General features: G+C 69.5%; 21 protein-coding genes and 7 pseudogenes. 15 read left to right on the top strand and 13 right to left on the bottom strand.

Annotated features, from left to right (window positions below; translation table 11 throughout):
* Positions 1-255 precede the first annotated feature (255 nt).
* The 4 genes and pseudogenes from ACIOD1_RS29910 to ACIOD1_RS29895 all read right to left on the bottom strand — a co-directional run bounded on the left by ACIOD1_RS29910 (position 256) and on the right by ACIOD1_RS29895 (position 3,748).
* Positions 256-732, bottom strand: a complete 477-nt coding sequence (locus ACIOD1_RS29910; protein WP_401905813.1) for a hypothetical protein — start codon at positions 730-732, stop codon at positions 256-258.
* A gap of 76 nt (positions 733-808) precedes the next feature.
* Positions 809-1,072, bottom strand: a pseudogene (locus ACIOD1_RS29905) (amino acid permease); the annotation flags it as partial.
* Between the two features lie 284 nt (positions 1,073-1,356).
* Positions 1,357-2,238 (bottom strand): carbon-nitrogen hydrolase family protein, encoded by an 882-nt coding sequence (locus ACIOD1_RS29900; protein ID WP_401905811.1) that lies wholly within the window; start codon positions 2,236-2,238, stop codon positions 1,357-1,359.
* 7 nt (positions 2,239-2,245) lie between these two features.
* Positions 2,246-3,748, bottom strand: a complete 1,503-nt coding sequence (locus ACIOD1_RS29895) for an APC family permease (RefSeq protein WP_401905810.1) — start codon at positions 3,746-3,748, stop codon at positions 2,246-2,248.
* A 118-nt stretch (positions 3,749-3,866) separates the two neighbouring features.
* Between ACIOD1_RS29895 and ACIOD1_RS29890 the strand changes: the two genes are divergently transcribed.
* A complete protein-coding gene (locus tag ACIOD1_RS29890) occupies positions 3,867-4,475 on the top strand; it encodes a TetR/AcrR family transcriptional regulator (protein ID WP_401905808.1) in 609 nt (202 codons plus the stop codon).
* A gap of 371 nt (positions 4,476-4,846) precedes the next feature.
* Entirely contained in the window at positions 4,847-5,059 is a 213-nt protein-coding gene (locus tag ACIOD1_RS29885; RefSeq protein ID WP_401905805.1) for a hypothetical protein, read from the top strand.
* A gap of 356 nt (positions 5,060-5,415) precedes the next feature.
* Here the strand turns inward: ACIOD1_RS29885 and ACIOD1_RS29880 are convergent, their stop codons facing one another.
* Both ACIOD1_RS29880 and ACIOD1_RS29875 read right to left on the bottom strand, forming a co-directional pair.
* On the bottom strand, positions 5,416-5,550 hold the full coding sequence (locus ACIOD1_RS29880) for a hypothetical protein (protein WP_401905804.1): 135 nt from the start codon (positions 5,548-5,550) through the stop codon (positions 5,416-5,418).
* Positions 5,547-6,899, bottom strand: a complete 1,353-nt coding sequence (locus ACIOD1_RS29875; protein WP_401905802.1) for a protein kinase — start codon at positions 6,897-6,899, stop codon at positions 5,547-5,549. The genes ACIOD1_RS29880 and ACIOD1_RS29875 overlap by 4 nt, the downstream gene beginning before the upstream one ends.
* Before the next feature lie 965 nt (positions 6,900-7,864).
* Between ACIOD1_RS29875 and ACIOD1_RS29870 the strand changes: the two genes are divergently transcribed.
* Together ACIOD1_RS29870 and ACIOD1_RS29865 are read left to right on the top strand one after the other, a co-directional pair.
* The gene (locus ACIOD1_RS29870) at positions 7,865-8,929 is read left to right on the top strand and encodes a globin domain-containing protein (RefSeq protein ID WP_401905799.1); all 1,065 of its coding nucleotides are present in this window, start codon (positions 7,865-7,867) and stop codon (positions 8,927-8,929) included.
* Positions 8,930-9,020: 91 nt separating this feature from the next.
* Positions 9,021-9,623 carry a pyridoxamine 5'-phosphate oxidase family protein gene (locus ACIOD1_RS29865; protein WP_401905829.1) on the top strand — a complete coding sequence of 201 codons (603 nt, stop codon included), beginning with the start codon at positions 9,021-9,023 and terminating at the stop codon, positions 9,621-9,623.
* Between the two features lie 439 nt (positions 9,624-10,062).
* Here ACIOD1_RS29865 and ACIOD1_RS29860 read toward each other — a convergent pair whose 3' ends face one another.
* Positions 10,063-10,509: a hypothetical protein gene (locus ACIOD1_RS29860; RefSeq protein WP_401905797.1), complete on the bottom strand. Its 447-nt coding sequence runs from the start codon at positions 10,507-10,509 to the stop codon at positions 10,063-10,065.
* Between the two features lie 482 nt (positions 10,510-10,991).
* Here ACIOD1_RS29860 and ACIOD1_RS29855 point away from each other — a divergent pair.
* From ACIOD1_RS29855 to ACIOD1_RS29840, 4 genes and pseudogenes are all read left to right on the top strand, one after another.
* A pseudogene (locus ACIOD1_RS29855) lies at positions 10,992-11,552 on the top strand (thiol:disulfide interchange protein DsbA/DsbL); the annotation flags it as partial.
* A gap of 195 nt (positions 11,553-11,747) precedes the next feature.
* Complete coding sequence (locus tag ACIOD1_RS29850; protein WP_401905795.1) at positions 11,748-12,080, top strand: hypothetical protein; 333 nt, start codon at positions 11,748-11,750, stop codon at positions 12,078-12,080.
* 357 nt (positions 12,081-12,437) lie between these two features.
* Positions 12,438-13,163 carry a hypothetical protein gene (locus ACIOD1_RS29845; protein ID WP_401905794.1) on the top strand — a complete coding sequence of 242 codons (726 nt, stop codon included), beginning with the start codon at positions 12,438-12,440 and terminating at the stop codon, positions 13,161-13,163.
* 275 nt (positions 13,164-13,438) lie between these two features.
* A pseudogene (locus ACIOD1_RS29840) lies at positions 13,439-14,086 on the top strand (AbiV family abortive infection protein); the annotation flags it as partial.
* On the opposite strand, the gene ACIOD1_RS29835 reads toward ACIOD1_RS29840, so the two are convergent.
* A complete protein-coding gene (locus ACIOD1_RS29835; protein ID WP_401905792.1) occupies positions 14,050-14,508 on the bottom strand; it encodes a hypothetical protein in 459 nt (152 codons plus the stop codon). The pseudogene ACIOD1_RS29840 and the gene ACIOD1_RS29835 sit on opposite strands and share 37 nt — an antisense overlap.
* A 255-nt stretch (positions 14,509-14,763) precedes the next feature.
* Here ACIOD1_RS29835 and ACIOD1_RS29830 point away from each other — a divergent pair, with 255 nt between their 5' ends.
* Entirely contained in the window at positions 14,764-15,201 is a 438-nt protein-coding gene (locus ACIOD1_RS29830; protein WP_401905789.1) for a VOC family protein, read from the top strand.
* A gap of 48 nt (positions 15,202-15,249) precedes the next feature.
* Here the strand turns inward: ACIOD1_RS29830 and ACIOD1_RS29825 are convergent.
* A pseudogene (locus tag ACIOD1_RS29825) lies at positions 15,250-15,597 on the bottom strand (transposase); the annotation flags it as partial.
* A gap of 36 nt (positions 15,598-15,633) precedes the next feature.
* Between ACIOD1_RS29825 and ACIOD1_RS29820 the strand changes: the two are divergent.
* The 3 genes and pseudogenes from ACIOD1_RS29820 to ACIOD1_RS29810 form a co-directional block, all read left to right on the top strand.
* A pseudogene (locus ACIOD1_RS29820) lies at positions 15,634-15,927 on the top strand (FAD-dependent oxidoreductase); the annotation flags it as partial.
* A 644-nt stretch (positions 15,928-16,571) separates the two neighbouring features.
* Positions 16,572-17,069 carry a MarR family winged helix-turn-helix transcriptional regulator gene (locus ACIOD1_RS29815; protein WP_401905786.1) on the top strand — a complete coding sequence of 166 codons (498 nt, stop codon included), beginning with the start codon at positions 16,572-16,574 and terminating at the stop codon, positions 17,067-17,069.
* Between the two features lie 152 nt (positions 17,070-17,221).
* Positions 17,222-19,321 carry an MMPL family transporter gene (locus tag ACIOD1_RS29810; RefSeq protein WP_401905784.1) on the top strand — a complete coding sequence of 700 codons (2,100 nt, stop codon included), beginning with the start codon at positions 17,222-17,224 and terminating at the stop codon, positions 19,319-19,321.
* A 423-nt stretch (positions 19,322-19,744) separates the two neighbouring features.
* On the opposite strand, the pseudogene ACIOD1_RS29805 reads toward ACIOD1_RS29810, so the two are convergent.
* Positions 19,745-19,924: pseudogene (locus ACIOD1_RS29805) on the bottom strand (methyltransferase domain-containing protein); the annotation flags it as partial.
* Positions 19,925-20,071: 147 nt separating this feature from the next.
* Between ACIOD1_RS29805 and ACIOD1_RS29800 the strand changes: the two are divergent.
* From ACIOD1_RS29800 to ACIOD1_RS29790, 3 genes are read left to right on the top strand one after another with little or no spacing between them, the layout of a single operon-like run.
* The gene (locus tag ACIOD1_RS29800; protein ID WP_401905827.1) at positions 20,072-20,434 is read left to right on the top strand and encodes a MarR family winged helix-turn-helix transcriptional regulator; all 363 of its coding nucleotides are present in this window, start codon (positions 20,072-20,074) and stop codon (positions 20,432-20,434) included.
* Positions 20,435-20,474: 40 nt separating this feature from the next.
* Positions 20,475-21,863 (top strand): MFS transporter, encoded by a 1,389-nt coding sequence (locus tag ACIOD1_RS29795; RefSeq protein WP_401905781.1) that lies wholly within the window; start codon positions 20,475-20,477, stop codon positions 21,861-21,863.
* Positions 21,864-21,896: 33 nt separating this feature from the next.
* On the top strand, positions 21,897-22,190 hold the full coding sequence (locus ACIOD1_RS29790) for a DUF1330 domain-containing protein (RefSeq protein WP_401905779.1): 294 nt from the start codon (positions 21,897-21,899) through the stop codon (positions 22,188-22,190).
* A gap of 199 nt (positions 22,191-22,389) precedes the next feature.
* On the opposite strand, the gene ACIOD1_RS29785 is transcribed toward ACIOD1_RS29790, so the two are convergent.
* The 3 genes and pseudogenes from ACIOD1_RS29785 to ACIOD1_RS29775 form a co-directional block, all read right to left on the bottom strand.
* Positions 22,390-23,940 carry a phosphatidylinositol-specific phospholipase C domain-containing protein gene (locus ACIOD1_RS29785; RefSeq protein WP_401905776.1) on the bottom strand — a complete coding sequence of 517 codons (1,551 nt, stop codon included), beginning with the start codon at positions 23,938-23,940 and terminating at the stop codon, positions 22,390-22,392.
* 307 nt (positions 23,941-24,247) lie between these two features.
* Positions 24,248-24,433, bottom strand: a pseudogene (locus ACIOD1_RS29780) (Zn-dependent oxidoreductase); the annotation flags it as partial.
* Between the two features lie 47 nt (positions 24,434-24,480).
* Positions 24,481-26,703: a helix-turn-helix domain-containing protein gene (locus tag ACIOD1_RS29775; RefSeq protein ID WP_401905773.1), complete on the bottom strand. Its 2,223-nt coding sequence runs from the start codon at positions 26,701-26,703 to the stop codon at positions 24,481-24,483.
* Positions 26,704-26,747: the final 44 nt, after the last annotated feature.

The following is a 26,747-nucleotide window of genomic DNA, read 5'->3' as shown; positions in this document are numbered from 1 at the left end:
GGCCTCCGCCAGATCCAATACCGCAGCCACATCATCGACGGATGCCTCACCGGGACCGGACTCACACCGACGACACCACGCCTACAACCTCAGTAGCGGGTACGGATGCCCATGCGGGGAATCCAACGCACTTGCCGAACGCCGCGCGCAGCGCTCTCGCGGGCGACGTCGTCGCGTGCCGACCGTCTCCTGAACGCGCCTAAGGGGCGGTGACCGCAGAGATCCGGTCACCGCCCCTTCGTCATGCGGCGCGGGTCAGCGGGCGCGCTTGTTCAGGCGGGACTTCAGCGCGCTCTTGAAGGCCGCTAGCCGCTGAGGGTCATGCTCCACGTGCTCCAAGATCTCCAGGGCCTCCTCGGTGTCCCCTTGGGCAGCTTCCTTGTAGAGGGCCCAGATCCCGTCGCGGACCTTCGGGTAGACCTCCTCTTTCATCGGGTCCGAGGACACCCCGAGGACGATGCGCCACAGCGTGAGCATCAGGTCCTCACGGACCACCGGGGCCAGGTCCTCCTGGAGGGCGGCCATGATCACCCCCGTCGCCGGCACGGCGACGTCGGCGAGCCCGGCCTCGGCCTCGACGTGGCCCTCCAGCGACGCGTCGCCGATCTCGGCCAGTGACCGGGACCGGATGATGTGCGCGAGGTACTCCCCTACGTGACCCCGCCCTCCGCAGAAGCAGGCGTAGGCGTCCCAGTCGACGCGCTCCAGTTCGATCATCCACGCGGTGGCCACTCGCGCTCCTTCGTCAGTGTGGTCTCCAGGGAAACCTACGACGTGTGCGACGCGACGCTCCCCCCGGCCGAGGAGCGGACAGGAAGCCGTAGAACGCTCCGGCCGCCGTGATCCGCTTGGCCATGGCGACGTAGCCGACCGCGAAGACCGTCAGTACGAGGGGGGCGAAGAGGTATCCGGCCGGGGCGCCGATCCCGTTGCCGAAACCGACGGCGATCGGAAGGTTCCCGGTCATCGCGGTGATCGGGGCAGCGGTGGCGACCGCCATGAACACCACCCCGACCAACCCCACCGAGTTCGCCTTGAGCCGGTGGACCTCACCGCTGGGACTGTGGGACATGAACGTCCTCTCGACGCTGGCGGCAGGTAGCCGACGGGAAGGCCGCCACTCTCGCCCTACGTGAGCCACGCCACAATCGACATTCCGGCCCTCAATCAGCCTGCACAGACGACGAGTTGTCGGACCGCCAGGCCGGACAACCGGATGCGTAACCGCCCGGTGATGTTCACGGAACCCTCAAGCGCCTACGCGCAACCGCCGGACGGTGGGGCTGAAAGGAGCCCGGCGACCTGGTGGCCGCCAGGCTCCGTGATCGGCGGGCCTGCCTGTTTAGACCGCGGTGGCTACGGGGTTTCGGCCTTGAGCCAGTCCGGCGTGCGGAATGCTCCGCCGCCGTACATCGGGAGGTGGATCGATTCTCCGTATCGGGCGAGCTGGGTCCAGGGCCGGTTGATTCCGGCGGAGCCGTAGCGGCGCACCCTGGTGACGGTGTCGAGGTCGAGAACGTCGACGAGGATCTCCTCGCCCGGCCCGGCTTGCTGACGGACGATGCCTTCGGGGTCGACGATGGCGCTGGCGCCGACCCCGGCCGGGTCGGCGGCGTTGACGTTGACGACGTACACCTGGTTGGTCCAGGCGTTGGCACGGGCGCAGACGAGTTCCATCTCCCGGTCGCGGGTGGGGGTCAGGGTGGGCTGAATGACGATCTCCGCTCCCAGCCAGGCGAGCTGGCGGACCGTTTCCGGGAAGGAGCCGTCGTAACAGATGGCGAGTCCCACGCGACCGGCGCCGGGCATGTCGAAGACGGTGAACTCGTGTCCGGGAGTGGCTCTTTCGTAGGGCTGCCAGGGGAAGACCTTACGGTAGCGGGCAACGATCTCGCCCTCGGGTGAGACGGCGAGGGCGGTGTTGTAGATGTGGCCGTCTTCGGCGCGCTCGTAGAGGGTCCCCGGGACCAACCACAGGCCGGTCTCGGCGGCGAGGGAACAGATCCGGTCGGTGAGCGGGCCCGGAATCGTGACGGCGGCTTGTTCCATCCAGTCGTCGGGCGCCGGGCCCAGCAGCGGGCCCTCTGCCGCGAGCAGTAGCTCGGGGGCGACGAGGAGCTGGACGTGGGGGAAAAGGTCGCGCGTGGCTCGGACCTGGCCGGCGAACCGCTGCCAGCTCGCTTCGAGGTCATGGGGGACGGGCGTGGTCTGCAGGGCGGCGATGGCGAGTGTGCGCATGGGGTTGTCAGTCCTTGGTGATGACGAGCTCGGAGACCGAGGCGCGGCCGTCGCGGAAGAAGCGGTGGAAGCGGATGCGGACGATCAGCAGGGCCAGGGAGCCGGTGGCGATCGAGCCGGCGCCGAGAAGGAAGACCCCGCCAACGCCGTGGAAGGAGGTGCTGCCGTAGGCCGGGTCATACATGTCGTGGGCACTGCGGGCGAAGGCCGCCAGCATCAGCACACCCCCCAGCAGGGGAAGGACGCCGCGCAGCAGCAGGTCGCGCGGGGAGTCGAGGAGCCGCTTACGGAAGTACCAGACGCAGGCCAGCGCGGTGATGCCGTAGTAGCAGGCGATGAGCAGTCCGATGCAGAGGATGGCGTCGCCGAGGAAGTTGCGGGAGACGAGTGTGAGCAGGAGGAGCAGGCAGGCCGCCGCCGCTCCGAAGAAAAGGGTTCCGAAGGCGGGGGTCCGGTGGCGGGGGTGGATGCGGGCGAAGGCGTGGGGCAGGGCACCGTGGGTGGCCATGGACAGGGTGCTTCGGGGACTGCCGACGAGGCAGGTGAGCAGGGCGGAGATGGCCGAGAGGCAGACGGCCAGCTGCATCACCCCGGCAAGGGCGGTGCCGAGAACCGGCGGGGCGAGGGTGGCCAGAATGTCGGCGGCGTTGTCGGCATTACCCAGGCCGATGCCCTCGGTGCCGGTGCCGGCGAAGCTGATCGCCGCGAAGGCGGTGAACAGGTACGTCGCCAGCAGCAGCAGGGTGGAGATGACGGCCGCCTGGCCGGAGACGCGGTCGCCTTCGCGGGTCTCCTCGTTCGCGGTGATCAGCGCGTCCCAGCCCCAGTAGATGAACAGGCACAGCAGCACCGCCTCGGCGAATGATCCGAAGCCGTCGAAGGCGAGGGGGTTGAGCCAGTCCAGGGACGGGGTGGCGGCCCCGTGCCGGGCGAAGGCCGCCACGCCGAAGCCGAGCAGGGCGAACAGCTGAAGGCCGAGCAGCACGTACTGGACGGATGCCGCGAGGTTCAGGCCCCGGTAGGCGATCGACGTGACGGCGGCCAGCAGCAGGACGGCGGTGATCGTCACCGCGGTGCTGCTGTCGGCGAGGGAGCGCAGGCCGACGAGGTGCAGCAGGTAGCCCGCGCCGACCTGGGAAAGGGCCGTCATCGCGATGAGCGTGGCGATCTGGGGGACCCAGCCTCCGGCGAGCCAGCCGGTCAGTGGCCCGAATGTACGGGTGGTCCACACGAAGGTGGTGCCGCAGTCGGGCATCGCCCGGTTGAGCTCCCGGAAGGCGAATGCGGTCAGCAGGATCGGCAGGAAGCCCAGCAGCAAGGTGGCCGGGGCGAGGTCTCCGACGGCCAGCGTCACGAAACCGAGGGTGACGGCGATGCTGTACGCCGGGGCGACCGAGGACAGTCCGAGGGTGACGGCGGCGAGCAGGCCCACGGAGCCTGTACGCAGCCCCTTGCCGACGGGTGCGGGCGGTGCCCCGGTTCTGGCCTCGGCGTCGGTCGAGTTGATCATGGTGACTCCTGGAGACGAAGTTGTTAAACGCAGATTTAAGAAGCAGGGGCGTGCACCGTCAAGAGGCAGGGGGGTATTGTTAAATTCCAATACAACAGATCTGTGGGAGGAGCCGGGCGTGGCGGCCAGGAAAGGCAGCGGTAAGGAGGCCCGTCGGGCCGAGCTGGGCAAGGCTGTGCAACGCGCCTTGATGGTGCGCGGTTTGGAGGGCCTGCGCCTGCGTGACATCGCCGAGGAGGCTGGGGTCACACCCGCCGCCGTGCTCTACTACGGCGACCTCGACGCCTTGGTCCACGACACGTACCAGCAGGCCATCGAGCGCTACAGCCAGGAGCGCGAGCAGGCTGCGACCCGCCACGCCGACGCCCGCGACCAGCTCAGGGCCTGCATCGACAACGGGGTCGCCGGCGGACCTGACGACGTGCTGACGCGGCTGCTTTTCGAGTACTGGCCGCGCTGCCTGCGCGACGCCAGGGCGGCAGCGCTCGACAGCGCGCTGACGGAGCGCCAGATCGCGGTGTACTCGGGAATCCTGGTCCTCGGGCAGGCCCAAGGCCACTTCGTCCTTCAGGACCCGTCCCGCTTGCTGGCCGCCAGCTTCGTTGCCATGGAGGACGGCTACCAGATGGAAGTCCTTGCCGGCCGACGCAGCCGCACCGAAGTGATCACCGCTCTGCGCGCCTACGCTCGCGCCGTCACAGGCCACGACCTGGCCGACCACCCCTGACGAGGGCTCAGGGCGTGATCGTCCATCGGCCCGCTCCGGACGGCCGCTGCACTTGATCTCTCATCCGTCGACGCGCATGGGTCGCCGATGGAACCCCGTGTGCGCATGAACGCTCCTTACAGGCCAATGCCTTTGAGTGCGAAGACCCGCCGAGCAACCCTGTCCTGCCCCTGCGTAAGGGGGTGGGGATTTTCAACGAGCGCCATCAACGCCTCCGCACTCACCCTGTCGTTGACGGCGGCGACAGGCGCGCCGCCCACATCCCCCACGGACGGCGCGTGACGGCCCCCGCCCCGCCCCCCCGGTGTCACGGGCCGTCGTCACCACCTCGTGGCCTGGGCAGCCCGGCGCGGCTGTGATCTGCTGTGACGGTGAGCTGCGAAGACGAGAGCACGACAGCCCGACAAGGCGCAGGAGCGGGGATCCCCGCTCAGGCCATGGAGACGGTGGAGCAGATCGTGGGTGCGGTCCGTGACGGTGATGACGAGCGGATCCGTTGCCTGCTGGTGGTGCTGGCCGAGGTCGCGGACGCGGCGGTCTTGTTGTACCTGCGCGAGCGGCTCAACGCCGAGCGGCCGCGCTGACCGGGGGCAGGGTGGCTGCCGGAGCGGCCGCCCAACCACGGAGCCGCTCCGGCCTCCCCGGGAGGCGCGCCGATGCCGATGGCTGGCTCCCCGGGTGGGATGCCCGGCTCGGGACGGGAACCACGCGGGTAGGTCAGCGTGGGGGCCAGGAACAGCGGCGGGCCCGGATGGCCCATTCCTCGTCGTAACGGCCTGCGGGACGCGTCGTGCTGTGTTCAGCCACTCCTGGGAGACGGCGGCATCGGCTTCCAGTCGGGGGGAAACGCTTCTCCGCCTCTTCACTGTCCTCCAATGACCGGGGTCAGCCGCATCGTCCTCGTGGTCATATGCGGTTCAACGCGTATCCGCCCGGCCGGTTACCCGATTCCTGGGCCGGATTCGTTCAGGGCGGCGCAGGCGGTCTCGGAGTCCAGGAGCAGGCAGAACTTCTCGAACGCGATCCGCATCACGTCCTCGACGCTCGTCCTCGTCCCGATGGCAAGTCCGCTCACCGTCCCTTGTTCTTCCCCTTCGCCTTTCCGGGGCCGTCCTTCATCTTCGCTGCCCCCGATGCCTTTGCCGGTCGATCATCACCAGCTTGCCCGGAGTGAAGGTAGGCCGGGGTGGACTTCTGACCTTCCAGTGCGGTTGACGGTGCCACGGCTGGCAGGTGCGGGGTCGCCGAGGGAGAGAGGGGTGGCAACTGCGGCGCAGGCGTCGATGACCGGGGAACTGCGGCCTCGGCGTCCTTCGCTGTCGACGGCTGTTCGCTCGCGGGGGCCGTGGCAGGTGCCCTCTGCTCCGCGGGGATGCCACCGATCACCAGCACGCAGGGGAGCGCGACACTCACAGCCGCGAGGCCCCATAGGGCGGCACGTCGACGGCCACCGGTAACCCCACCGGTAACCCTGGTGTCTGTCGGTCCGGGCGCTCGTACGGATACAGCGCGCAAGCCGGCGGCAGCGACCGCCGGCAATGCGGAGCGGTGTGTGAACGGGTCTTTAGCCGCAACTCTTGCAGGACGGGACGCCGGCGCCTGCGCTACGTCCTGCAGGCTCAGGTGGACGGCGGCGGCGTCAGGGCGTGCCTGGGGGTTCTGGTCGGTCATCGTTTTCAGGAGGCGGGCGAGGCCGTCCGGCAGATCGTCGGGTATCCGGGGCGGATGCAGGAGGTGGGCGGTGCCGATCTCCATGGGTGTGCCCTGGTATTCGCGGTGCCCGGTGAGTGCTTCGAGAAGGGTCACGCCCAGGGCGTAGATGTCGCTGGCCGTGCCGGCGCCTTGGCCGAGGAATTGCTCGGGGGCCATGTAGGCGAGGGTGCCGACGAGGGTGTCGGGTGCACTGTGGGAGTGGTCGTGCACGGTCCGGGACAGCCCGAAGTCAGCCAAGTGGGGGGAGCCTTCCTCGCTGAGGAGGACGTTGGAGGGTTTCACGTCGTGGTGGATGATGCCGTGGGCGTGGACGTGGTCGAGGGCCGATGAGATATCTGCCCCGATGCGAATGACCTGGACGGGGTGGAGGGGGCCGGCGTGCACGCGGGTGCGCAGGGTCGTGCCGCCGATCAGTTCCGTAACCATGAAGGCGCCCTGTCCGTGGCAGCCGGCATCGTAGACGGTGACGAGCGCTCGGTGGGAGAGTCGGGCGAGTGTGCGCGCTTCGTCGCAGAAACGGTCGGCGGTGATCGTGTCCGTGCCCACGCGGAAGACCTTGACGGCCACCTCGCGGCCCAGTACTTGGTCGAGGCCGCGGAAGACGTCAGCGGTGCCGCCGGATCCGATGGGGCCTTGGAGCCGGCAGCGACCGCCCAGAAGGGCGCCTCGTTCGAGCAGTGCTCCGTACGCGGGGACGGGCCGGGCCGACATGGGGAGTCCCTCTTCCACTCGCGGGCAGTGCCGCGCGCCTACCCGCCGGGGCTTTCACTACGCAGGCTGGGCCCGGGCACCGTGGCAGCAGCGGAACGACTCCGCCTTCGGGGGCCGGAGGCATACCCGGAGGCGGTCGAGATTCCCCGGGCCCGCCTCGCGCTCCCTGACCGGCCGCCACTCATTGCAGAGAGCTGCTTGTCGCTTCGCTGTAGCTTCGGGAGAGCAGGACCCTGTGCGATGTTCGCTACCCGCACCGAGGTTCTGGGGCGAGAGGCGAGGAATCGATCCCGGATCCTGTCCGCGTGGGCCATGCCGAGGCCCAGGGGCACCGGGCGGGGGGCCTGCCGCGGTCAGAGCCCCGTCCCGCCCTCCTGGGTGCGGACGCTGCCGAGCGGGCAATTCATGATGCAGCGGATGCTCTCGATGTGGATGCTCTGGAACTGTGATTGCAGCCCGGTTGGGCGCCAGGCAATGCCTGCGTCCCTACGCACGTCTCCGCCGACAAGGACCGCGCCTGCCGGCTCCGACTCCTGGGCCCGTTACTACTTCTGAGTCACCCCATTGATCATGTACCCTCCGGAACCGTTTGATCCGTTTAGTTGCCCGCGACCCAACAGGAGGACTCATGCCCGACCCCATCGCCGCCACGATCGCCACCTCCTCCATAGGAAGGTCGCGTGAGGGCTCTCCGCACGCCCTGCTGCGGGGCGACGACCTCATGGTCGATACCGCCACCGGAAGATTGCCAAGTCGAATCCCGACAGGAGGAGCACTGGTCTCTTGAAGTTCCGGATCGGACGCCCCAGCAACCCTCCCACGCACCCCAACCCGGAGGCCCCAGCCCCCCGACCGGCTTCCGCGCAAGCAGCCACCAGCCGGCCACCGTCGAGCCGCCCCATTCCAGCCACGAGATAGCGCTCATACGGGCATCCGTCTCCGTCGTCGAACCATTCGCCGCGGAGATGACGGTCTATTTCTATGCGATCCTCTTCGCTCGCTACCCCGACGTCCGTCCGATGTTCCCCGCCGGAATGGACGCCCAGCGCGGCCGCCTGCTGCGCGCGCTGCTGCGCATCGTGGACCTGGTCGACGACCCGGAGAGCCTGGTCCGCTTCTGCGGCCACCTCGGCCGTGACCACCGCAAGTTCGGCACGCTCAGCGCGCACTTCCCCGCCGTAGGAGAGTGCCTACTCGCCTCTCTGGCCCGCTACGCCGGTCCCGCCTGGACCGCGGACATCGCCGCGGCCTGGACCAAGGCGTACGGTGTGGTCGCCGATGTCATGATCAGCGCTGCTGAGGAGGACGAGACGCAGCGGCCCGCCGTGTGGCCCGCCACGATGTCGCACAAGGTCCTGCGCGGACACGGCATCGCCGAGATCACCGTGCAGCCCCACATGCCGTACCCCTACGCGGCCGGGCAGTACGTCAGTCTCGAGACGCCGTGGTGGCCCAAGCAGTGGCGTTACTACTCCCCCGCCAATGCGCCCCGACGGGACGGCTCCCTCACCTTTCACGTGCGCGCGGTGACCGGTGGCTCGGTCAGCGACGCGCTCGTGCACCGTTCCGCCGTGGGTGACAGGCTCCAGCTCGGCGCGCCCATGGGGGACATGGTGCTGGACGCAGCTGTCCACAGCGACCTGCTTTGCGTGGCGGGCGGCACCGGTCTCGCACCGATCCGCGCGATCGTCGAGGAAGTGGCCCGTCGCGGCGGACGGCATCAGGTCGACCTGTTCCTTGGAGCCCGCACCGGCGCAGAGCTGTACGGGGTCGACGACATGCTCCGAATGGCGCAGCGGTACCACTGGCTGTCGATCAGGGGCGCTGTGTCCCACGAGTACATCCCCGGCATCCGGGGATCCCTGCCGGAGGTTCTGGCCGAGTACGGCCCTTGGTACCAGCACGATGTCTATCTCAGTGGACCGGCCCCGATGGTGGTCTCCGCCAGCGAGACGCTCACGCTGCACGGCACCCTGCCCGAGCGCATCCACCATGACCCGTTCGAAACCCCCGTCCTGTCCGCACTCTGAGCCACAGTTGCCGATCCTGCCAGGAGAACACTCCGTGACTTTCCCCCCTACGCCGTTCGGATCAGCGGGTGAACGCCGGCTGCAGCAACACATGGGCAGCGCCGACCGGGCCGCCCGGTTTTACGACCAGCAGGTCCGCCCCTGCCTGACTGCCGAGATGCGGGAATTCATCGGTCGCCAGTGCATGGTCTTCCTCGCCACGGCCGACTCCCACGGCGAGTGCGACGCCAGCTTCCGGGCGGGCCCGCCCGGCTTCGTGCACGTGCTGGACGACCACACCCTCGTCTACCCCGAGTTCCGGGGAAACGGCGTGCTCGCCAGTGCCGGCAACATGACGGAGAACCCCCACCTCGGCATGCTTTTCGTCGACTTCACGCACCATCACGTCGGCCTGCACGTCAACGGCGTCGCCCGGCTCTACCTCGACGCCGAACTCCGCTGCGTACAGCCGGGCCTGCCCCACGACATCGCGCCGGGACGCGAGCCCGAGATGTGGGTCCACCTCACCGTCGAAGAGGCTTACATCCACTGCTCCAAGTACATACCGAAGTTGGTGCCGGCCCCTCGCTCCGGGCTTCCCTCCGACCGTCCGAAGGACTCGGAGTACTTCACCGGGTCCCGCAGGGCAACGACCTCTGACCCGGTGGTTCGCAGCGGATACTTCGGGGCGACCGGGATGGCGGAGGGGGGATGACTTTCTGTTAGGGCCGTCCGTGGTGTGAAAGGTTGCGTGACATGGCCTTGGCGAAGAAGCGCACGCGGGACATGTCCGTCCACGTAGCGCTACCGCCGGGTCGTCGTGCCCAGTGACGAGCCCGGTCTGGCGATCGTCGTCCTGTACGAGGAGATCGACGGGCAGCCGATGGTGACGACGCCGGTCGGCGTCGCAGTCAACTACCTCGCTCGACAGCTAAAGCAGCTGGAAGCCGCGATCGGCGCCGAACTGGTCCACCGGCCGGCACGACACGCGCCCCAGCGACCAACCCGCCGCGGCGCCTCGCTCCTGCGAACCCACAGTGCCCGTGGACCAAGGGCGCTTCGACGCCGCCCTGGACGTCACCCGGGGGCGCCCGGCCGGGCGCCCCCGGGGATTTGGCGATCAGCGGTTCGGACGAACCCGGCGGATCACCGGATCACTTGGCCTCCAAGTCGCTCCTGATCATGGACACCGCGGAAGCCAGGATGCCGATGGCCCTCTGCACCTCGCGGATGCCCTCATTGGTCTGGGGCTCGTCCTTCTGGTCGACCCCGGCGACACACGCGTTGCTTCCGTGCTCGAAGTCGGTAAGGGCTTCCGCCCAGAAACCCTTGGCCTTCTCGCTCGGAGGGGTGCCGTACTTCTTCGCCTTGGCCACCGCTGCCAGCAGCTCCTGACAAGCGGTGCGCTTGTCGTCCATCACTTGCATGCTCGCCGTGTTGACGTGGCTCGAGCTGTCGAACAGCGCCTTGACCCTGTCGTCGCCCCCCGAAGACCACCAGTCCTCCAACTTCTCGGCCGGGGTCGAGGAGCAGCCGACGAGCAGCACTCCGGTGGCGACGGTAGCGGTGGCGACAGTGAGCAAGCGGACGCCGAAACGCATGGAACCCCCTATGTTCGAATCCCATTGATGTTGCCAGGAACCACCTTGCCGGGTACGGCCAACGCGCGAACTGCCCACCGCACGCGTTCCCGCTGCCCAGCCACGGCCTCCTCCGGCCGGCGAGGCCTTCTCGACGACATCAACGCGACCCGAACCGCTTTCTCCGCGGCGTCCACAGCTTCCACTGAAGGTAGAAGCCACAGCACCCTTGCGGATAGGGGACGGCCATCAGCGGCGGTGTTCCTGCGCGCTGACGTCCTGAGACTCCGAACGATAGTTGGCGGCTCCGACTGGTAGTTGGCGGGCTGCGGGTGAGCGCGGTCCGAGCACGGTTTTCGGGACACGAAGGGTGGATTCGGCACACCCGATCCGGTTATTTCCAGTGAAATGCCCCGGGGGGCGGGCGGCGATCGCGCCATGATCGCTATGCGCCCACTCAGTGCGCATCCACATCACGCGATGGATTGGAGTCGACCATGACTGAGCTGATCGCAGGTCAGCAGTACATCGAGCTCTCCCACCCGGTCCCGGTGAGTGTTCCGGGCGAGATCGAAGTAGTGCAGCTGTTCTGGTACGGCGACCCGCACAGCTACGGTTTCGAGCCGACGGTGAATCCCTGGGCGGGGAATCTCCCGGCGGACGTGAACTTCAAGAGGGTTCCCGCGATGTTCGGCGGCCCTTGGGACGCCCATGGGCAGATGTTCCTGACCCTGGAAGCCATGGGCGTCGAGCACGAGGTCCACGCCGCCGTCTTCGACGCTGTGCAGCACCAGCGCAAGCAACTCATCAGGCCCGACGATCAGGCCGACTTCCTCGGCACCCAGGGCATCGACAAGGCCCAGTACCTGGCCACCTTCAACTCCTTCGCCATCAAGGGCCAGGTTCAGCAGGCCAAGGACCTGGCGAAGAAATACGAGGTCACGGGCGTTCCCTCGATGGTCGTTCATGGGAAATACCGTGCAGATCTTGGAACCGCCGGAGGCCCCGAGGAACTCCTGAACGTGGTTGATGGGCTGATCGCTGCGGAACGCGCGAATCAGTAGCGACAGCCGGACACAATGGCTACCGGCCCCGGCGCACAGACCCTTCGCTGGCTGCATCCCGGTGATGGTACGCATCCGGGCTTCCCAGTCATGTCCGGCCGGACCGCGGCTGCCGTCGCACCTTGCGCAGCCGTCCTCGCCGTGGATGTGCCCAGCTAGCCAGGCGAATCAGCCCACACCTTCTACAGTGAGCCCATGGACCGTGATCTTGATCTGATACGCGAGGTTCGGCGCCTGTTGGACGCTGAGGGATTCGGGCTGGCGGAGAACGGCTCGGAGGGCCTCTTTTTGCGTGCCGAGTCCGACGGTCTGCTGCTGCGCTGGCAGCCGCGCGAACTGCCGCGCCCTGTCGGGCTGGCCCACGGTGATGACGACGACCTCGAGTCGCGTACCGAACTCGCCGGGTTCCAAGCGGCCATCCACATCGCGCTGACCGCGCTGCTGCGCTCGGCCGGATACGAGAAACTCGAACCGCTGGTGGTGAAGACGGTCCAGCTGGTCGACCGCGTACCGCACCCTGCACCTTGATCTGCTCCCATCGTGCCGCCTCACTGCGGCACCACCACCAGAGCGCCGCCGAGGCGGCCGCTGCCAGCTGCGGGAGGACCACAATCCAGGGGTGGGCAGCCAGCCATCGTAGGACCCTCATCGCCAGGCTCAGGGCCACCACGGCGATCAAGCCGATCGGCGCCACTGCTCCAGACCCGAGTCCTTGCGCCGCCGGGGCCGCCGACTCCGGCTGATCCGCCGGGCGGAACGGCGCTGGCTCACCGGCCGGTCCCGGCGGTGGGGAAGACAATCGGGTAGGAGACGGTCGGCTGAGCCCGCACCACCGGCTGATCCCAACCGGGCCACTTGATCGGTTGGCAGGATTAGGCTGACCGGATGACAGCTGATCGCACAGCAGCCAGGTACCGCCGCATCCTCGCCCTGGCCGGCGCGGCCGGGATCGCCCTTGCCGGGAGCGCCTGTTCCTCGTCCGGAAGTTCCGGCGGGGCCGCCTCGGGCGGTGAGAGGCTGTCCTACGACCGGTTCGCCTCAACGGCGAAGCAGCTGACGGGTACGTCGGCCTGCCCGTTCGGCCTCGACCCGGCGGCGGCGCTGAAGGCAGCCGGTGCCGAACGGACCGTCACCCCGGCTGCGGCCGGCGGCGACCCCGCGGCTCAGGGGACCGTCGACCCGGGCCGGCCGACTCAGGCCTGGCCAAGCGGGCTGCCCACGCCGTCCGGGCTCCCCTCCGCCCCCGCCGTCCCGCCGAACGCGTCCGTCGTCTGCAACTTCACGGCTTCGGGAGCCCCGGTGGAGATCGACCTCGTGGCCGTGTCCGAGGGCGGGGTGGCGGTGAACCTGGCGCTGCCGCAGATCGCCGCCCTCGGCAACCTCCGCTCCGACGAGGTGATGGCTTTCTCCAAGGACGAGCCCGGGATCGGCCAGACCAGGGTCACCCCGGGCCAGGGCACGGTCGCCGTCGCACGGGTGGCGGTGGCGGGCAAGGGCGACTTGGCGCTCGTGGTCTCCCAGGGATCGACCGTCACCAAGGCGGACCCGGCCCTTGCCGGCGAGTCACTCAAGAAGGTCGCCGAGGCACTCGCGGCCCAGCTGCGGACGTAGGCTGCGCCGACAGGCGATCCGCCGCGCACTGGTCGCCGCCCGACCGGAGCCAGCCGGTGCGGTACCCGGGAGGGGCGAACCGGAGGTCGCCAGGGCCCGCGGCCGCCTCGGAGCCCCAGGTGGCTCCGAACGAGTATCACGACTCGACCTGCTCAACCGTCAGCTCATCGGCACATAGATCGACCAACGAGCCCCACACCACATCCGTCACCCAGATGCGGTTGCAGTACTGAGGCGGCCGCGGACCCGGGCCGAGGCCCGGGCAGGCACGAGAATTTTGGAAGCTGCTGGTGGTCAACGCTTCCGCCTTGATCGCCGACGCCCACGCCTTGCTGGCCTCCGGCTCGTACGGACGGACGCGATCTCTCACGGGCCTGGCACAGGAAGAGCTCGGGAAGGCGCTCTGGATCTACGACATCTTCCAAAACGCCTGGAGCCAGGGTGATGTTGCAGCCGTCGGCGGGGTTCGCGCCCGTGTTCCAGTGCTTGAAGGAGGTCCGCTGGTAGCCGGTCCGGTCATCGGTCGCGAGGGGAGCACGGAGACCGCGACCCCGATCGGCACGATCTCTGGAGCCGCCGCCCGCTCCACCTGGGGCGGTGGCGACGATGGCGGTGGCGGTGGCGGTGGCGGTGGCGGTGGCGGTGGCGGTGGCGGTGGCGAGGATAGACAAGGCGAGAGGAGCGGCCGCGACAGCGATCCACGCCATGATCATCATGCGTCGGTTGTATCCCCTGCGAAACCGTCAGCAACAGGCCGACGGCGGCGGCTTCATCCTCCCGGGGCGATCGGTTCACCGGCGAAACGGCACTGCACCCCGTCGGCCTGGGCCACGAGACGCGAACCCGCCCCACCGCGGCCGCGTCGCGCCCGCCGGCCCCCGGGAAATCAGGCCCGGACTCGTTCCCGCCACCGAACCCAGTAGTCGACCCCGTCGACCCGGTAGCAGTCCCCATTGTCGAACCGCCACTCGGCAACCAGCAGCTCCGCGTCGACAGGCGCTTGGCGGTGCGGGGTGAGCAGTGCCGTCAGCGCGTCGTACCGGGGATCGATCCCTCCATGCCCGGGATGGCGCTCGATCCCGGCGGCCCCGGCTTCGTAGGCGGAGTTCCACGCGACGAAGATGGTCCACTGTTCGCGCTCCAGCGCGGCCAGGGTCTCGTCCGCCGGCCACACGAAGTACTCATCCAGGGCGACTGAGAAGTCCACGTCGTGGCATTGGAAGTAGTGGGGTACCCCATCGACGTCGACCAGCCCGTCGCGGGGGCCGTCATACCACTCCGACTCGGCGTGTACGTGCTCGAATCCGTCGGCGACCAGCTGCCGTTCGTCCCAGATCTCACCCACCCGCGCAGGGTACCGGTGGCAAGCCGCAGACCGGACGTGAAGATCACGGTCTACGGCTGGGATACCAGGCGCGCAACCTAGGCGTGGACGATTCGCAGATCCTTTCGGGACGGCCGTTGACCCGTCTCATCGAAGCTTGACCAGTCTCAGCGATTCCTAATGCCGTTTGTCAAGCCGCGGCGCACGCTTGAGGTAGCGGGCAGGAGGTGTCGGAGGTGCGCGGTACAGTCCGTTCATCCGACTGGGGGAGGGCTCATGGGGACCAAGTGGAGCTTGACGATCGACTGCGCGTACCCGGGGAAGCTGGCCGCGTTCTGGGCGCTGGCGTTGGGCTACGAGGAGAAGCCCGCGCCCGCAGGGTTCGGGAGCTGGCAGGAGTGGTTCTCGCATCATGAGGTTCCGGAGGACGAGTGGGATGACGGGGCGTACCTCTCAGATCCGGACGGCGTGGGCCCCACCTTGTCCTTCCTGAAGGTGCCGGAGCCGAAGGTGGCGAAGAACCGGCTGCATATCGACGTGCAAGTTGGTGGCGGCCGTGAAACCCCGTGGGAGGTGCGCTGGCCGCGCGTGGTCGAGGCGGTGGAGCGGTTGACCGCTGCGGGCGCGACCGTGGTCCGCGAGGACGAGTTGCAGGGCAGGCCGGATCACGTGGTGATGGCAGACCCGGAAGGTAACGAGTTTTGCCTGGTCTGACGGGGTCGGTCAGACCACCTGGCCGCGCGCAGCGTGTCGCGTCCCTTCCTATGCGGCAGCCCTTGCCGGCGGAGCTGGCTCGTAGCGCCGTCCGTCGCGGAGGAGGGCCCAGAGGACGTTGACGCGGCGACGTGCCAGGGCAAGGACGGCTTGGGTGTGACGCTTGCCCTCAGCGCGTTTGCGGTCGTAGAAGCAGCGAGATTCCTCGGACCGTCGAATGCTGAACAGCGCGGAGGTGTAGAGCACGCGCTGGAGCCTTCGGTTGTATCGCTGCGGGCGTCGCAGGTTTCCGCTGATCTTGCCCGAGTCGCGCGGGACCGGAGCGACGCCGCCGAAGGCGGCGAGGCGGTCGGGGGTGCCGAAGACTGCCATGTCGCCGCCGGTGGCGGCCAGAAACGGCCTTGTGCCCCCACCGGACGGTGCCGGCCGGCGACCGGGCACCGGTGGGACCGGGCGCCGGGGGTCACCCTGCTCGGCGACGCCGCCCACCTCGCGCCCCCGAACGGCGACGGCGCGAACCTGGCCATGCTCGACGGCGCCGAACTCGGAAAGGCCATCGCCGCCCACCGCGACGACATCGAGGCCGCACTCACCGAGTACGAGCAGGGCATGTTCGCCCGCAGCGCCGTGGTCACCACTTTCGAAGGTGAAGCGGCTCCGGGGATCGACTCCGAGCGCAATACGGCTCAGGGCCTGACCAACATGATCATCGAGAAGAGCAAATAGGCTGCGCAGGCCCCGGTCCCAGCCTCGCGGGCTGCGGGCCGCGGGCCGCGTGCCTTCCTCCGAGGGCGCGACCAGCGGCCAGGCCGGAGGCCGGGCGAGTTGCGGCCGGTACACGGCGCCTCGGTACAAAGTGGCCACGCCTGCCGTGCCACATGGCACCGTCAGAGTGCGCGCCCGCACCAGACCGAGGTGGCCCGCCCGCCCCGAGCCGGCCAGCAGCAGGCGGGCCCAGTTCTGGTGGAAGACCCGGGCGAGATCGTTCCGGACTACGGGATCTGCGTCCGCTCGGGCCGATCCGGGACCGCGATCGGCGCCTGCCGTCGCGGTCGGGCCTCGCGGCATCAGCGCGATGGAGACCACCGCGTGCGCTCGCGTGCCTCGCCTCGCTCGCGGGGGCGCGGTCCGCCGCTGCCGGGCGTGACTCTCGTCCTGCCTGCCAGGCCCGACCCTGGGGGTGTTGCGGGACCGACACCGCAGCTCAGCGGTTGCCGGTCCGGAAGACGTGATCCGAGAACCCGCCCTGCCGCTCGGCCGTGGTTGCCCGGAGCTTCTCCAGTGGGGCAGGGGTCGACGCCTTGGGCGGCCGCGAGCGCGAACCCAGCCAGGACCGTGGGTAGGCCACGGAGCTTCTATAGGCTGACCCGATGGCCAATACGGATGTGCGGGATTCCAGCGGGGGTGCTCCGGAAGGGGACGGCGAGGTGAGCCTCCATGCGTTCGCGGTGCAATTGAGGCGGTTGAACGGAGAAATCAACCGTTTGGTTCACGGATTCGCGCACGGTCAAGGGCTCCACCCGACGGACGTCCAGGCGTTGTCCGTCATCCTCGACAGCGCCGCACCCCTCACCCCCGGTCGCCTGCGTGAGCACCTCGGCCTCACTTCAGGCGCTGTCACGGCCTGCCTCGACAGGCTGGAGCGGGCCGGGCACATCAGTCGCTCCAGGGAGAGCGAGGACCGTCGCGTCATCCACATCCGCTACGCGGATGCGGGCAGGGCGGCGGCCCGGTCGTCCTTCATGCCCTTGGCCGAGGCCACCAACAGCGCTCGGCAACGATTCAGCGGGGAGGAACTCGCCGTCGCGCTGCGGTTTCTCGCCGCTGTCAACGAGGAACTCGGCGACCTGCGGGCCCCCGGGCGCTGAATCCGCGGCGGGTGTCCGCATCCGCGGCCGCCCTTCGCGGCGAAGGCAGGGGTGTGGGCCGGGCAGCGGCAGTCCTGATTGCCGCGGACCTCTCGGCTCATCTATCTTGAGCATTGAGATTCTTAATGGTTGAGGTACATCTTGGGAGTGTCATGTCAGCCTCATCACGTTTGACCCGCTGGCTGATCCCCGTGGTCTTGCTCGTCACATGGCTGCTCGTGGGAGGCGGGCTGGGCCCGTACGCGGGCAAGCTCGGCGAGGTGGCGACCAATGATCAGACCGCCTTCCTGCCCCGTAGCGCCGAGTCCACCCGGGTCGTCGAGGCACAGAAGGCCTTCCGGCAGGACGAGAGCCTCCCGGTGATCGTGGTGTGGACGGCGAAGACGCCCGGTACCAAGCTGGACTCCCGCCGGCAAGAGGACGCCACACGCGCGCTGGTGGGTCCGACCCGCCCGGGCATGTCGGCCGGACCCTCCTCCCCCGCCGTCCTGTCCGCCGACGGCCAGGCACTTCAGGGCGTCGTGCAGCTCAAGCCCGACCTGGGAAAGGAGCTGCCTCGCGCTTTGGAGGAGATCGCCGCAGCCGCGGCGAAGGTCCCCGGTACCCATGTGCAGTTGGCCGGGCCCGCAGCGAGCCAGGCCGACCTCGCCGATGCCTTCGCCGGGATCGACGGACTCCTGCTGGGCGTCGCCCTCATCGCCGTCCTGCTGATCCTCCTGCTGGTCTACCGCAGCCTGCTGCTCCCTTTGGTGATCATCATCGGGGCCGTGTTCTCCCTGGGCCTCGCCTGCGCGATCGTCTACGCGCTGGCCGACCGCGGCATCGTTCGCGTCGACGGGCAGGTGCAGGGCATCCTCTCGATCCTCGTGATCGGCGCGGCCACCGACTACGCGCTACTGCTCACCGCACGCTTCCGCGAGGAGCTCCAGGTCCGGCCGGACCGTTTCGCCGCCGTTCGGGCGGCCGTGCGCAGGTCGGTCGGTCCCATCACGGCGAGTGCGGGCACCGTCGCCCTCGGCCTGCTCGCCCTGCTGCTGAGCGACCTCACCAACAACCGGGCTCTCGGCCCGGTCGGAGCGATCGGCATCGTGTGCGCGGTGTTGAGCACCCTCACCTTCCTGCCTGCCGTCCTCGCCCTGCTCGGGCGCGCCGCCTACTGGCCCGCCAAGATCCACCACAGCGCCGACGACGGCACCGGCCACGGAATCTGGAAGTCGGTGGCCGCCGTGGTGGACCGCGCCCCGCGCAAGGTCTGGGCCGTCAGCCTCGCCGTACTCTTGGCCTGCGCCGCGTTCGCCCCCACGCTCAACTCCAAGGGCGTGCCATTGGACGAGATCTTCGTCAACGACGCCCCGTCGGTGGCCGCCCAGCAGACCCTGGGCGCGCACTTTCCCGGAGGATCGGGCAATCCGGCCGTCGTGATCGCGGACGCCGGCCGCCTCGATCAGACCATGCGGGCGGCCGAGCGGACCGAAGGCGTCGCTGCCGTCACCCCTTTCACCGCATCGGGGCCGCCCGGCGGAGCCCCGCTCGTGGCGGACGGGAAGGTCCGCCTCGATGTCACCCTCAAGGCGCCCTCGGACAGCGGGGCCGCGCAGCAGACCATCGTCCGACTCCGTCGGGCCGTCCACGCCGTGCCGGATGCGCACGCGATCGTCGGCGGCTACAGCGCGCAGCAGTACGACACCCAGCGCACCGCCGAGGACGACCGCACCCTCATCATTCCCGTCGTCCTCGTCATCATCCTGATCATCCTGATCGCACTGCTGCGTTCGGTACTGATGCCCCTGCTCCTCGTTGCCACGGTCGCCCTCAGCTTCGTCGCGACCCTGGGGATCTCGGCGATCGTGTTCCAGCAGTTCCTCGGATTCAGCGGGACCGACTCCTCCGTACCGCTCTACGGCTTTGTCTTCCTTGTCGCCCTCGGAGTCGACTACAACATCTTCCTGATGACCCGCGTCCGTGAGGAATCCCTTTTGCACGGCACCCGCCAGGGAGTACTGCGAGGACTTGTGGCCACCGGCGGCGTGATCACCTCGGCGGGTGTCGTCCTCGCCGCCACGTTCGCCGCGCTCGGTGTCATCCCGCTGGCGTTCATGCTCCAGATCGCCTTCATCGTGGCCTTCGGCGTACTCCTCGACACCCTCGTCGTCCGGTCCCTGCTGGTGCCGGCTCTCGTCCGGGACATCGGGCCCGCCGCGTGGTGGCCCGGCACGCTCAGTCGCACCACCGCCAAGGACAAGCGGCACTGAGCCCGATTCCGCCCGCGGCGCGTCGCCCAGATCGACGCGCCGCCCGCACCGAACCCGATCCGACACCGCCGCGAGTCGCCGGTCGGCGTCACGGAAGGCCCAGCCGAGCGCAAGCCACTTCCGTCCCACGGGCGGGACAGCGCCTCTTACGGGCGCGCGGCAGGCGGTGCCGGGGAACGGGTGATCGCCGTACCTCACCGGAAAGGAGACCTCATGCTCTTCGGCGTCCTCACCGCCAAGACGGAGACCGGCCTGCTCCTCCTCAGCGCCTCGACTCCCCCGTTCATCCCTCGATGAATCAACCGCCTGCCACAGGGGGCTTGACCCGCGCATCCATGTCGACGCGGACTGGCTCCTCGTACGCGTGTTCACGCCGGGCCGGTCGGCTGCCCGGACCAGGGTGCTGGGGTGGCGGTGAAGCCGACCACAAGCACGTCGATTTTCGCGCGCGAGGGCGAGCGTCTCCTGGGTCATGTCGAGCCCGTAGGCCTTGCCGGTGGGGCCGACGCGGCGAGCGGAAAGCAGTACGTCGGTGCCGCCCCCGGATCCGAGTTCCAGGACGCGTGCGCCGTCTTGGAGGTCGGCCACCGCGGTCGGGTTGCCTCAGTCGACCATTTCCATAAAGTGTGAATATAAAAGCACTATGCTTCGAGCATGAGTCGTCAAGACACCGCTCCTGGCGCGTCCGCCGCCATCGGGGCAGCCCTCTACGGACTGGCCACCAGGGCCGCGAGACGCCTGCCCCGGGGCATGAGCCTGACGTCCGCCGCCACCCTGGCCACCCTGGACCGGACCGGACCGCGACGCATCACCGATCTGGCGGCGGTCGAGGGCGTCACCCAGCCCGCCATGACCGCCCTGGTCCGGGTGATGGAGGAGTCCGGCCTGGTCGAGCGGCGGGGCTACGCGTCCGACAAGCGGGTCACGCTGGTGTGCCTGACCGAGGCCGGCGCCTCCTATGTCCGGACGCGGCGCCAAGCGGGCGTCCACGCGTTCGAGCGGTTGATCGGCGAGCTCACCGGCGACGAGGTCGAGGCGCTGGTGGCGGCCCTTCCGGCGCTGAAGCATCTGGCAGAGCTCGAAAGCCAGGACTCCGAAGGGCCGAAGCAGTGACCGGGCGGCCGGTCAGGGGGTTGCGGTGAAGGCGTTCCCCGTGGCGCGTTCCGAGGCGCGGCTGCTGGTCCCCGCCCTGATGTTCATCTCTTTGGTCGTGGCGGCGGTCGCCAGCCTCGGGACCCCGCTCATCACCAGCGTGGCGACCTCGTTCCACGTCCCGCTCGCCAGCGCGCAGTGGACACTGACCGTCGCGCTGCTCAGCGGCGCCGTCGCCACGCCGGTCCTGGGCCGGCTCGGAGCCGGCCCGCACCGGCGGGCCGCGATCCTCACCACCCTGGCGGTCGTCGTCGCGGGCAGCGCGCTCACCGTGCTCCCGCTGCCGTTCGCGTGGCTGCTGGCCGGCAGGGCAGCCCAGGGCGTCGGGCTCGGGCTGACGCCGCTGATGATGGGCGTGGCCCGGGACCATCTCCCCGAGGAGCGCAGCGCGGCCGCGATCGCCCTGATCTCGGTGGTCTCGATCATCGGGGCCGGCGTCGGCTACCCGCTGGCCGCACTGCTCGCCGAGCTCGGCGGGGTACGAGCCGCTTACGGCCTCGGCCTGGTCGTCACCGCCGCCGCCCTGGTGACCGCGTGGCGCTCCATGCCCGAAGCCCCCGAAGGGCGCTCCGCCCACGTGGACTTGGCAGGCGCGGTCGTCCTGGCCGCTGCGCTGATCCTGGTGCTGTTCCTCGCCGGCGAACGGAATCTGTGGAGCCGGCACCTCGCCGTGGCGGCGGCCCTCGCCGGCGTAGCGGTGGTGCTGCTCTGCGTCTGGGTCGTCATCGAACTGCGCAGCACGACGCCCCTGGTCGATGTGCGGGCGGTGCGGCACCCGGCGGTCGCCGGGGCGAACCTCGCCATGTTCGTCGGCGGGATCGGCATGTACCTCCTGCTCACGCTCATCACCCGGTACGCGCAGACGCCGCACGGCGCCGACTACGGCTTCGGGCTGACGACCTTCGGCGCCGGGCTGGTCCTCATCCCGTTCTCGGTGCTGGGGTTCGTCGCCGGCAAGCTCACGCCCCGGATCGGGACGCGGATCGCCGACCCCCTGCTCCTGGCCGGCAGCGCCGTCGTGGTCGGTGGCGGGTTCGCCCTGTTCGCTGCGGCCCGGTCGGACCTGGCCGAACTGTTCGCGGCGATAGGCGTGCTCGGCTTCGGCGTCGGTGGCTTCTCGGCAGCGATGCCCGGCGTCATCCTGGCCGTCACCCCCAAGAGCGAGACGTCGAGCGCCATGAGCTTCAATTACGTCGTCCGCAGCGTCGGGTACTCCCTGGGCAGCGCCATCGGCGGCCTGATCCTCGCCGCGGGTACCGGCCCCGGCCACCTCTTCCCCGACGACAGCGCCTACACCACCGCGGCGCTGGTCGGCCTCGGCGCCATGGCGATCACGACGCTGACAAGCCTCGCTCTCGCCCGCCGACGCTCGTCCGAGACCAACCCGTAAGCCAGACGCACTCATCCCATCGATGGAGATTCCATGCCCAAGGGCTACTGGGTCAGCGCCTACCGCACCATTTCAGACCCTGAGAAGCTGGCTGCTTACGACAAGCTGGCCGGTCCGGCCGTCCAGGCCGGGGGCGGGCGGCTCCTCGTCCGTGGAGGTCGGGTCGTCGCACACGACGCTGGAATCGCCGAGCGCACTGTCCTGATCGAGTTCGACAGCTTTGAACAGGCCGTCGCGGCGCACGAGAGTGCGGCGTACCAGGAGGCGCTGGTCGCGCTTTCCGACGGCGTCGAGCGCGACTTCCGCATCGTCGAAGGTAACGACTGACCGAGCTTCAAGGACGCGGGCAAGGCGTAGCGACTGCGCCCCTCGGCCACCCCGCCGGGCCGGCCGACCTCCTGACCTCCTGAACGCGCAGGCAAGGGCAAGGGCAACGAGCCCAGGCCGCCCTTCAGGGGGGAAGGGCGGCCTGGGATCCGGGGTGTGAAGGCAGCTGGGGTGTGCGGCCTTCACCGTGGCGGAGGTGCTACTTGGGGCAGGTCTCCTGGGTGACCTTGCCACCCGCCGTGGAGGCTGTGGCCGGGTCCATCGACAGGCACTTGCCGGTCCAGTTGTTGATGAACGTGTAGGCCGGCCGGGATCCGGTCGCGGTGGCGAGCTTGGTCGGGATGATGTTCCACATCTGGCTGCCGGAGAACCAGCGGGTCTCGCAGTCCCACCAGAACAGCTGGGTGCCCGAGCCCGGCGGGGTCCCGTCGTTGTAGGGGACGGTCAGGCACTTGCCGTTGCTCGCCTTGATCCAGAAGTGGCCCTTGCCGTCGTACGACGGCTTCTCGGCCCCCCACTGGTGGCTGCTGGGCGGGCTCGACTGGCACGGGCGCTGGGTGACCAGACCACCGGTCTTGGAACTGTCGAACTCCGGCCCGCGCACCATGCAGCGGTCCTGGTACAGGCTGTTGGCGTAGGTCTTGTCGCCGTTGACCAGCCAGGTCATCCGGTTGCCGCCCTTGACCATGTTGTCGTCGTTGTGGTCGATGATCGCGTTCACCAGACCCCAGCCCGGGAAGTCCGTCATCACGATGCCGACGCGGCCGGCGCTGTTGTTGAGGTGCTTCATCAGCTGGTAGTTGACGCCGAGGATCGCGGCGCCGTCGTCGAGCTGGTGGCCACCGGCGAACTCGTAAGGATCGATGAGGGGGGTCGTCGAAGCGGACGAGTAGGTCAGGTACACGTCATTGGCGGAACCTGTGATCGCCTTGTTGATGTTGCTCTTGACGTAATTCCACTTGTCCTGGATCTGGGACGGCGCCCAGTGGTCTTCCTTGTGGTCGTCGAAGCCGATCATCCCGTAGCTGCCGTCCGCGCCGACGCTGTCGAAGCTGCCCAGGACCACCTTGCGGCGGACCTCGTTGAGCGTGGGGACCTCCGCCCGGCCGGTACCCCGCACCGAAGGCTCGTAGAAGTACTCGGCGTACTTCTTCGCGTATCCGGCGAAGATCGACCGGACCTTCTCCGGGGTCACCGACTTCGGGTCGTTTGCGCAGTCGAAGGTGCCGACGTCCGAGTACGGGCACTCGGCCCGCAGCCTCATCACGATCGACTCGGTCGGATGCTTGTCCAGGAAAGCCTTCGCCTTGGTCATGACGTCGTCGAAGTTGGCCTGCTGGTAGTACGCGGTGTGGTGCACCGTGAAGTACTTGTCCTCGGTAACGCGGACCCGGATGTCGATGGCCCGGATACCACGGTCCAACTGCGCCGTCAGCGTGTCCGCGCTGTCGCCGAAGTCCTCCTGCGTCTGCACCATGACCCCGCCATGGATCGCAAGCGTGTCGTGGGTGCCGGGGATGGACATGTTCGAGAGTCGGGTGTCGCCCGCGATGCCCCACATCCACTCGGCACGGTCCGCCTGACCCAGGTTGCGGTAGGCATCAGCGTTGGTCGACCCGGCCGCCCCGGCACTGGCCGGGGCGAGCAGTGCGGCGCCCAGGGCGAGACACGCTGCCGTCATCAGCGCGGCCGGGCGGCGGAAGCGCCGGGGCGACCCGACGCTGTCGGAGTGGGGGGTACGGCGGAACATTGAACTCCTGTACGGGATGGGTACGGATGGTGGTGCGGAGTCCACCCTGGCCGTGGACGCTGACGTTCCGCTACGCGCGGCCCGGAGACCCGGGACAGGCGGTGAGGTGCAGCCGGCGGAGTCCGCGCCTTCTTTCTCAGGTCTCAAGCCAACCCGGTCCAGCGAGATCGGAACATGAAGTTCCACCCGCAAAACAATGAGCCGTGTGGTTTTGCGGGTGAGGGTTCGGCGTCAGGACGGGCCACGTCGATAGGGCCACCTCCAGCATGGGAGCCGGCACTCATCGCGAAGACCCGCACGCCCTCCGCCCCCGCACCAGGGCGGATTCAGCGGTGCGGACGCCGGCGCTGGTGAAGAGCATCCCGTACGTGGTGAGCCAGGCGGTGAGCAGGCAGGCGGTCTGCTGGACGGAGGGGTCGGCGGGGTCGGCGGGCTTGCGCAGCACGTTGCAGGTGGGGACGGTGACCTGCTCGGCGAAGGGGCACTGGTCGCGCGCCGGGGTGCAGCATAGGCCTCACCGGCGCAGGAGTGCGCCAGGGTTCACGTCCGTGTCGTGAGCCGTGCGAGTGCCGCGTCGTACCGTGCCTGGACTTCCGCGTCCGCCGATACCCGCAGCAGGGCGCCGAGCGCCCGTACCGCGCCGTCCTCGTAGCCGGAGGACTCCGCCTGCCGGGCCGCCAGGTCGAGCTGCGTGATGCCCTCCGCCTCGTTCCCGAGCCCCAGCAGTGCCTCTCCCCTCACCATGAGCAGCAGGATGCGGGGGATGTCGGCCGTGTCCGGTCGGTTGTCGAGGCCCAAGGCATGGGTCGCGGTGGCGAGGGCCTGGTGCCATTCCCCGGCGTCGGCCCTGTGCCGGGCGAGGTGCTGCATGGCCAGTCTCTCGACCGTCCGGTCGCCGGCCGTGCGCGCCAGCTCTACGGCCCGCGCACAGCCCTCGGCGGCCTCGTCAAGGCTGCCGAGGGATCCTTGGGCCATGGCCAGCACGATCAGGGCGTTGGCCTCGGCCGTCGCGTCGCCGGCCCGGGCAGCGAGCGCGGACGCGGCCCCCAAGTGGGTCAGCGCCTCCGGGGTACGCCCTTCCTCGATCAGGACCCAACCGAGCACGTTGAGCACCCGTGACTCGCCGTGCTGATCGGCGTCGGCCCGTGCCGCCGCGAGGGCGGTCTCCAGGAGCGGGACCCAGCCGTCCCGTACGCGCCAGACGATCAGTGGCCACATGGTCAGGACGATCCGCCAGGTCCTGCTGTGCAGTGCGGCGGCGTGCGCCGCGGCGACGGCCAGTGTGAGGTCGTTCCTCTCGGCGGCGTACCAGGCCACGGCGGCGGACCGGTCGCCGAACTCGCGCACGGCGGCGGGCGGCAGGAAGTCGGCCGGCAGCGGAAAGCACTCCTCGTTGCCGGGTTCGGCTGCCGCCACAGCCCCGATGGCCGTGGCGATGTAGTGGTCGAGTACGCGCTTGAGTGGGTCGGGCCCGGCGTCCAGGCTGCGTGCGTAGAGCCGCACGAGGTCGTGCATCACCCATCGGCCGGGGGCCGTCTCCGTGAGCAGGTGCGCGACGGCGAGGCGATCCAGGGAGGTATCGGCGGCTGCCGGGTCCGTGCCTGTCAGGGCCGCCGCGGCGTACCGGTCGACGTGCGTGCCGGGGTGACGGCCGAGATGGGCGAACAGGTGCGCGACGCGCTCCGGGAGTTGTCGCAGTGTCAGGCGCAGCGCGGCTCGGACACCGGCGTCCTCCACGTCCAGCAGGCTCAGGCGGCGTGTCTGGTCGGATAGTTCGGCGGCCATCGCGCCCAGGGACCAGTCGGGCCGTTGTGCCAGGCGGGCGGCTGCCACCCGTAGCGCGAGGGGCAGCCCGCCGCACAGCTCGGCGAGCCGCAGCGCGGCCGCCGGCTCGGCGTGTACCCGTTCCGTCCCGAGTATCCCGGCCAGGAGCATGGTGCCGTCCTCGGGCCCGAACACGTCCACAGCCACGGACCGGGCGGCTTCGGTGACGATCAGCCCGGGGAGCCGGTGCCTGCTGGTGACGACGGTGACACAGCGGTCGCCGCCGGGCAGGAGCGGCCTGACCTGTTCGGAGTCACGCGCGTTGTCGAGTACGACGAGGAGCCGGCGGTCGGCGGCCAGGGACCGGAACAGTGCTGACGCGCCGTTCGCCGACTCCGGTATGCGGCTGTGCGGAACGCCGAGGGCGAGCAGGAACTCGCGCAACACCTCGATGAGGGCCACCTCGCCCGTGTCGCTGAAGCCGCGCAGGTCCGCGTAGAGACGTCCGTCGGCGAGTCCGGCAGGGTCATGGTGGGCCCAGTGCAGCACGAGGGTCGTCTTCCCGACCCCGGCCGGCCCGATGACCAGACAGACGGGCGCGTCGCCCGCGGTGGCCCGGGACAGAGCGGCGAGTTCCGCCGTCCGACCGTGGAAGCCGCGCGGCGCGCGCGGCAGCAGATCGGGCGCGCCGGTCCGCGCATCGGCATCCGGTACGGCGGCAGGCGGCGGGAGGTCCGTCGTACGGGCCGGGCGGGGACGGCCCAGGCTCGCCATGTGCTCCAGCTCGCCGGCCTCGGCCGCATCCAGGCCCAGGGCCGTGGCCAGGGCCCGCACGGTGCGGCGCTGCGGTCCCCGGGTGTGTCCGCGCTCCATGTACGACAGCGCCCGCACGCTCACCCCCGCAGCGTGCGCCAGGTCCTCCTGGCTGAGCCCGACCGCCGTCCGCAGACCGTGCAGCAGCGTGCCGAAGCCGCCGGTGGCCGGTGTACCGCTGTCCATGTACGGATGTCCCCTGGTCAGTGCGGCCCAGCCGGAACGCCGTA

The organism is Streptomyces sp. NPDC088097, from assembly GCF_044741845.1.
GTDB lineage: Bacteria > Actinomycetota > Actinomycetes > Streptomycetales > Streptomycetaceae > Streptomyces.
The sequence above is the reverse complement of the archived record's forward strand: the minus strand, read 5'-3'. Positions and strand labels throughout refer to the sequence as shown.

What these genes read in the sequence shown, in the direction of transcription:
- ACIOD1_RS29800 (WP_401905827.1), top strand. Translation starts at nt 20,072, where the DNA reads ATGAGCCTGACGTCCGCCGCCACCCTGGCCACCCTGGACCGGACCGGA.
- ACIOD1_RS29775 (WP_401905773.1), bottom strand. Translation starts at nt 26,703, where the DNA reads ATGGACAGCGGTACACCGGCCACCGGCGGCTTCGGCACGCTGCTGCAC.
- ACIOD1_RS29810 (WP_401905784.1), top strand. Translation starts at nt 17,222, where the DNA reads ATGTCAGCCTCATCACGTTTGACCCGCTGGCTGATCCCCGTGGTCTTG.
- ACIOD1_RS29785 (WP_401905776.1), bottom strand. Translation starts at nt 23,940, where the DNA reads ATGTTCCGCCGTACCCCCCACTCCGACAGCGTCGGGTCGCCCCGGCGC.
- ACIOD1_RS29875 (WP_401905802.1), bottom strand. Translation starts at nt 6,899, where the DNA reads ATGTCGGCCCGGCCCGTCCCCGCGTACGGAGCACTGCTCGAACGAGGC.
- ACIOD1_RS29830 (WP_401905789.1), top strand. Translation starts at nt 14,764, where the DNA reads ATGGGGACCAAGTGGAGCTTGACGATCGACTGCGCGTACCCGGGGAAG.
- ACIOD1_RS29865 (WP_401905829.1), top strand. Translation starts at nt 9,021, where the DNA reads ATGGGCAGCGCCGACCGGGCCGCCCGGTTTTACGACCAGCAGGTCCGC.
- ACIOD1_RS29900 (WP_401905811.1), bottom strand. Translation starts at nt 2,238, where the DNA reads ATGCGCACACTCGCCATCGCCGCCCTGCAGACCACGCCCGTCCCCCAT.
- ACIOD1_RS29815 (WP_401905786.1), top strand. Translation starts at nt 16,572, where the DNA reads ATGGCCAATACGGATGTGCGGGATTCCAGCGGGGGTGCTCCGGAAGGG.
- ACIOD1_RS29850 (WP_401905795.1), top strand. Translation starts at nt 11,748, where the DNA reads ATGGACCGTGATCTTGATCTGATACGCGAGGTTCGGCGCCTGTTGGAC.
- ACIOD1_RS29845 (WP_401905794.1), top strand. Translation starts at nt 12,438, where the DNA reads ATGACAGCTGATCGCACAGCAGCCAGGTACCGCCGCATCCTCGCCCTG.
- ACIOD1_RS29895 (WP_401905810.1), bottom strand. Translation starts at nt 3,748, where the DNA reads ATGATCAACTCGACCGACGCCGAGGCCAGAACCGGGGCACCGCCCGCA.
- ACIOD1_RS29790 (WP_401905779.1), top strand. Translation starts at nt 21,897, where the DNA reads ATGCCCAAGGGCTACTGGGTCAGCGCCTACCGCACCATTTCAGACCCT.
- ACIOD1_RS29860 (WP_401905797.1), bottom strand. Translation starts at nt 10,509, where the DNA reads ATGCGTTTCGGCGTCCGCTTGCTCACTGTCGCCACCGCTACCGTCGCC.
- ACIOD1_RS29870 (WP_401905799.1), top strand. Translation starts at nt 7,865, where the DNA reads ATGACGGTCTATTTCTATGCGATCCTCTTCGCTCGCTACCCCGACGTC.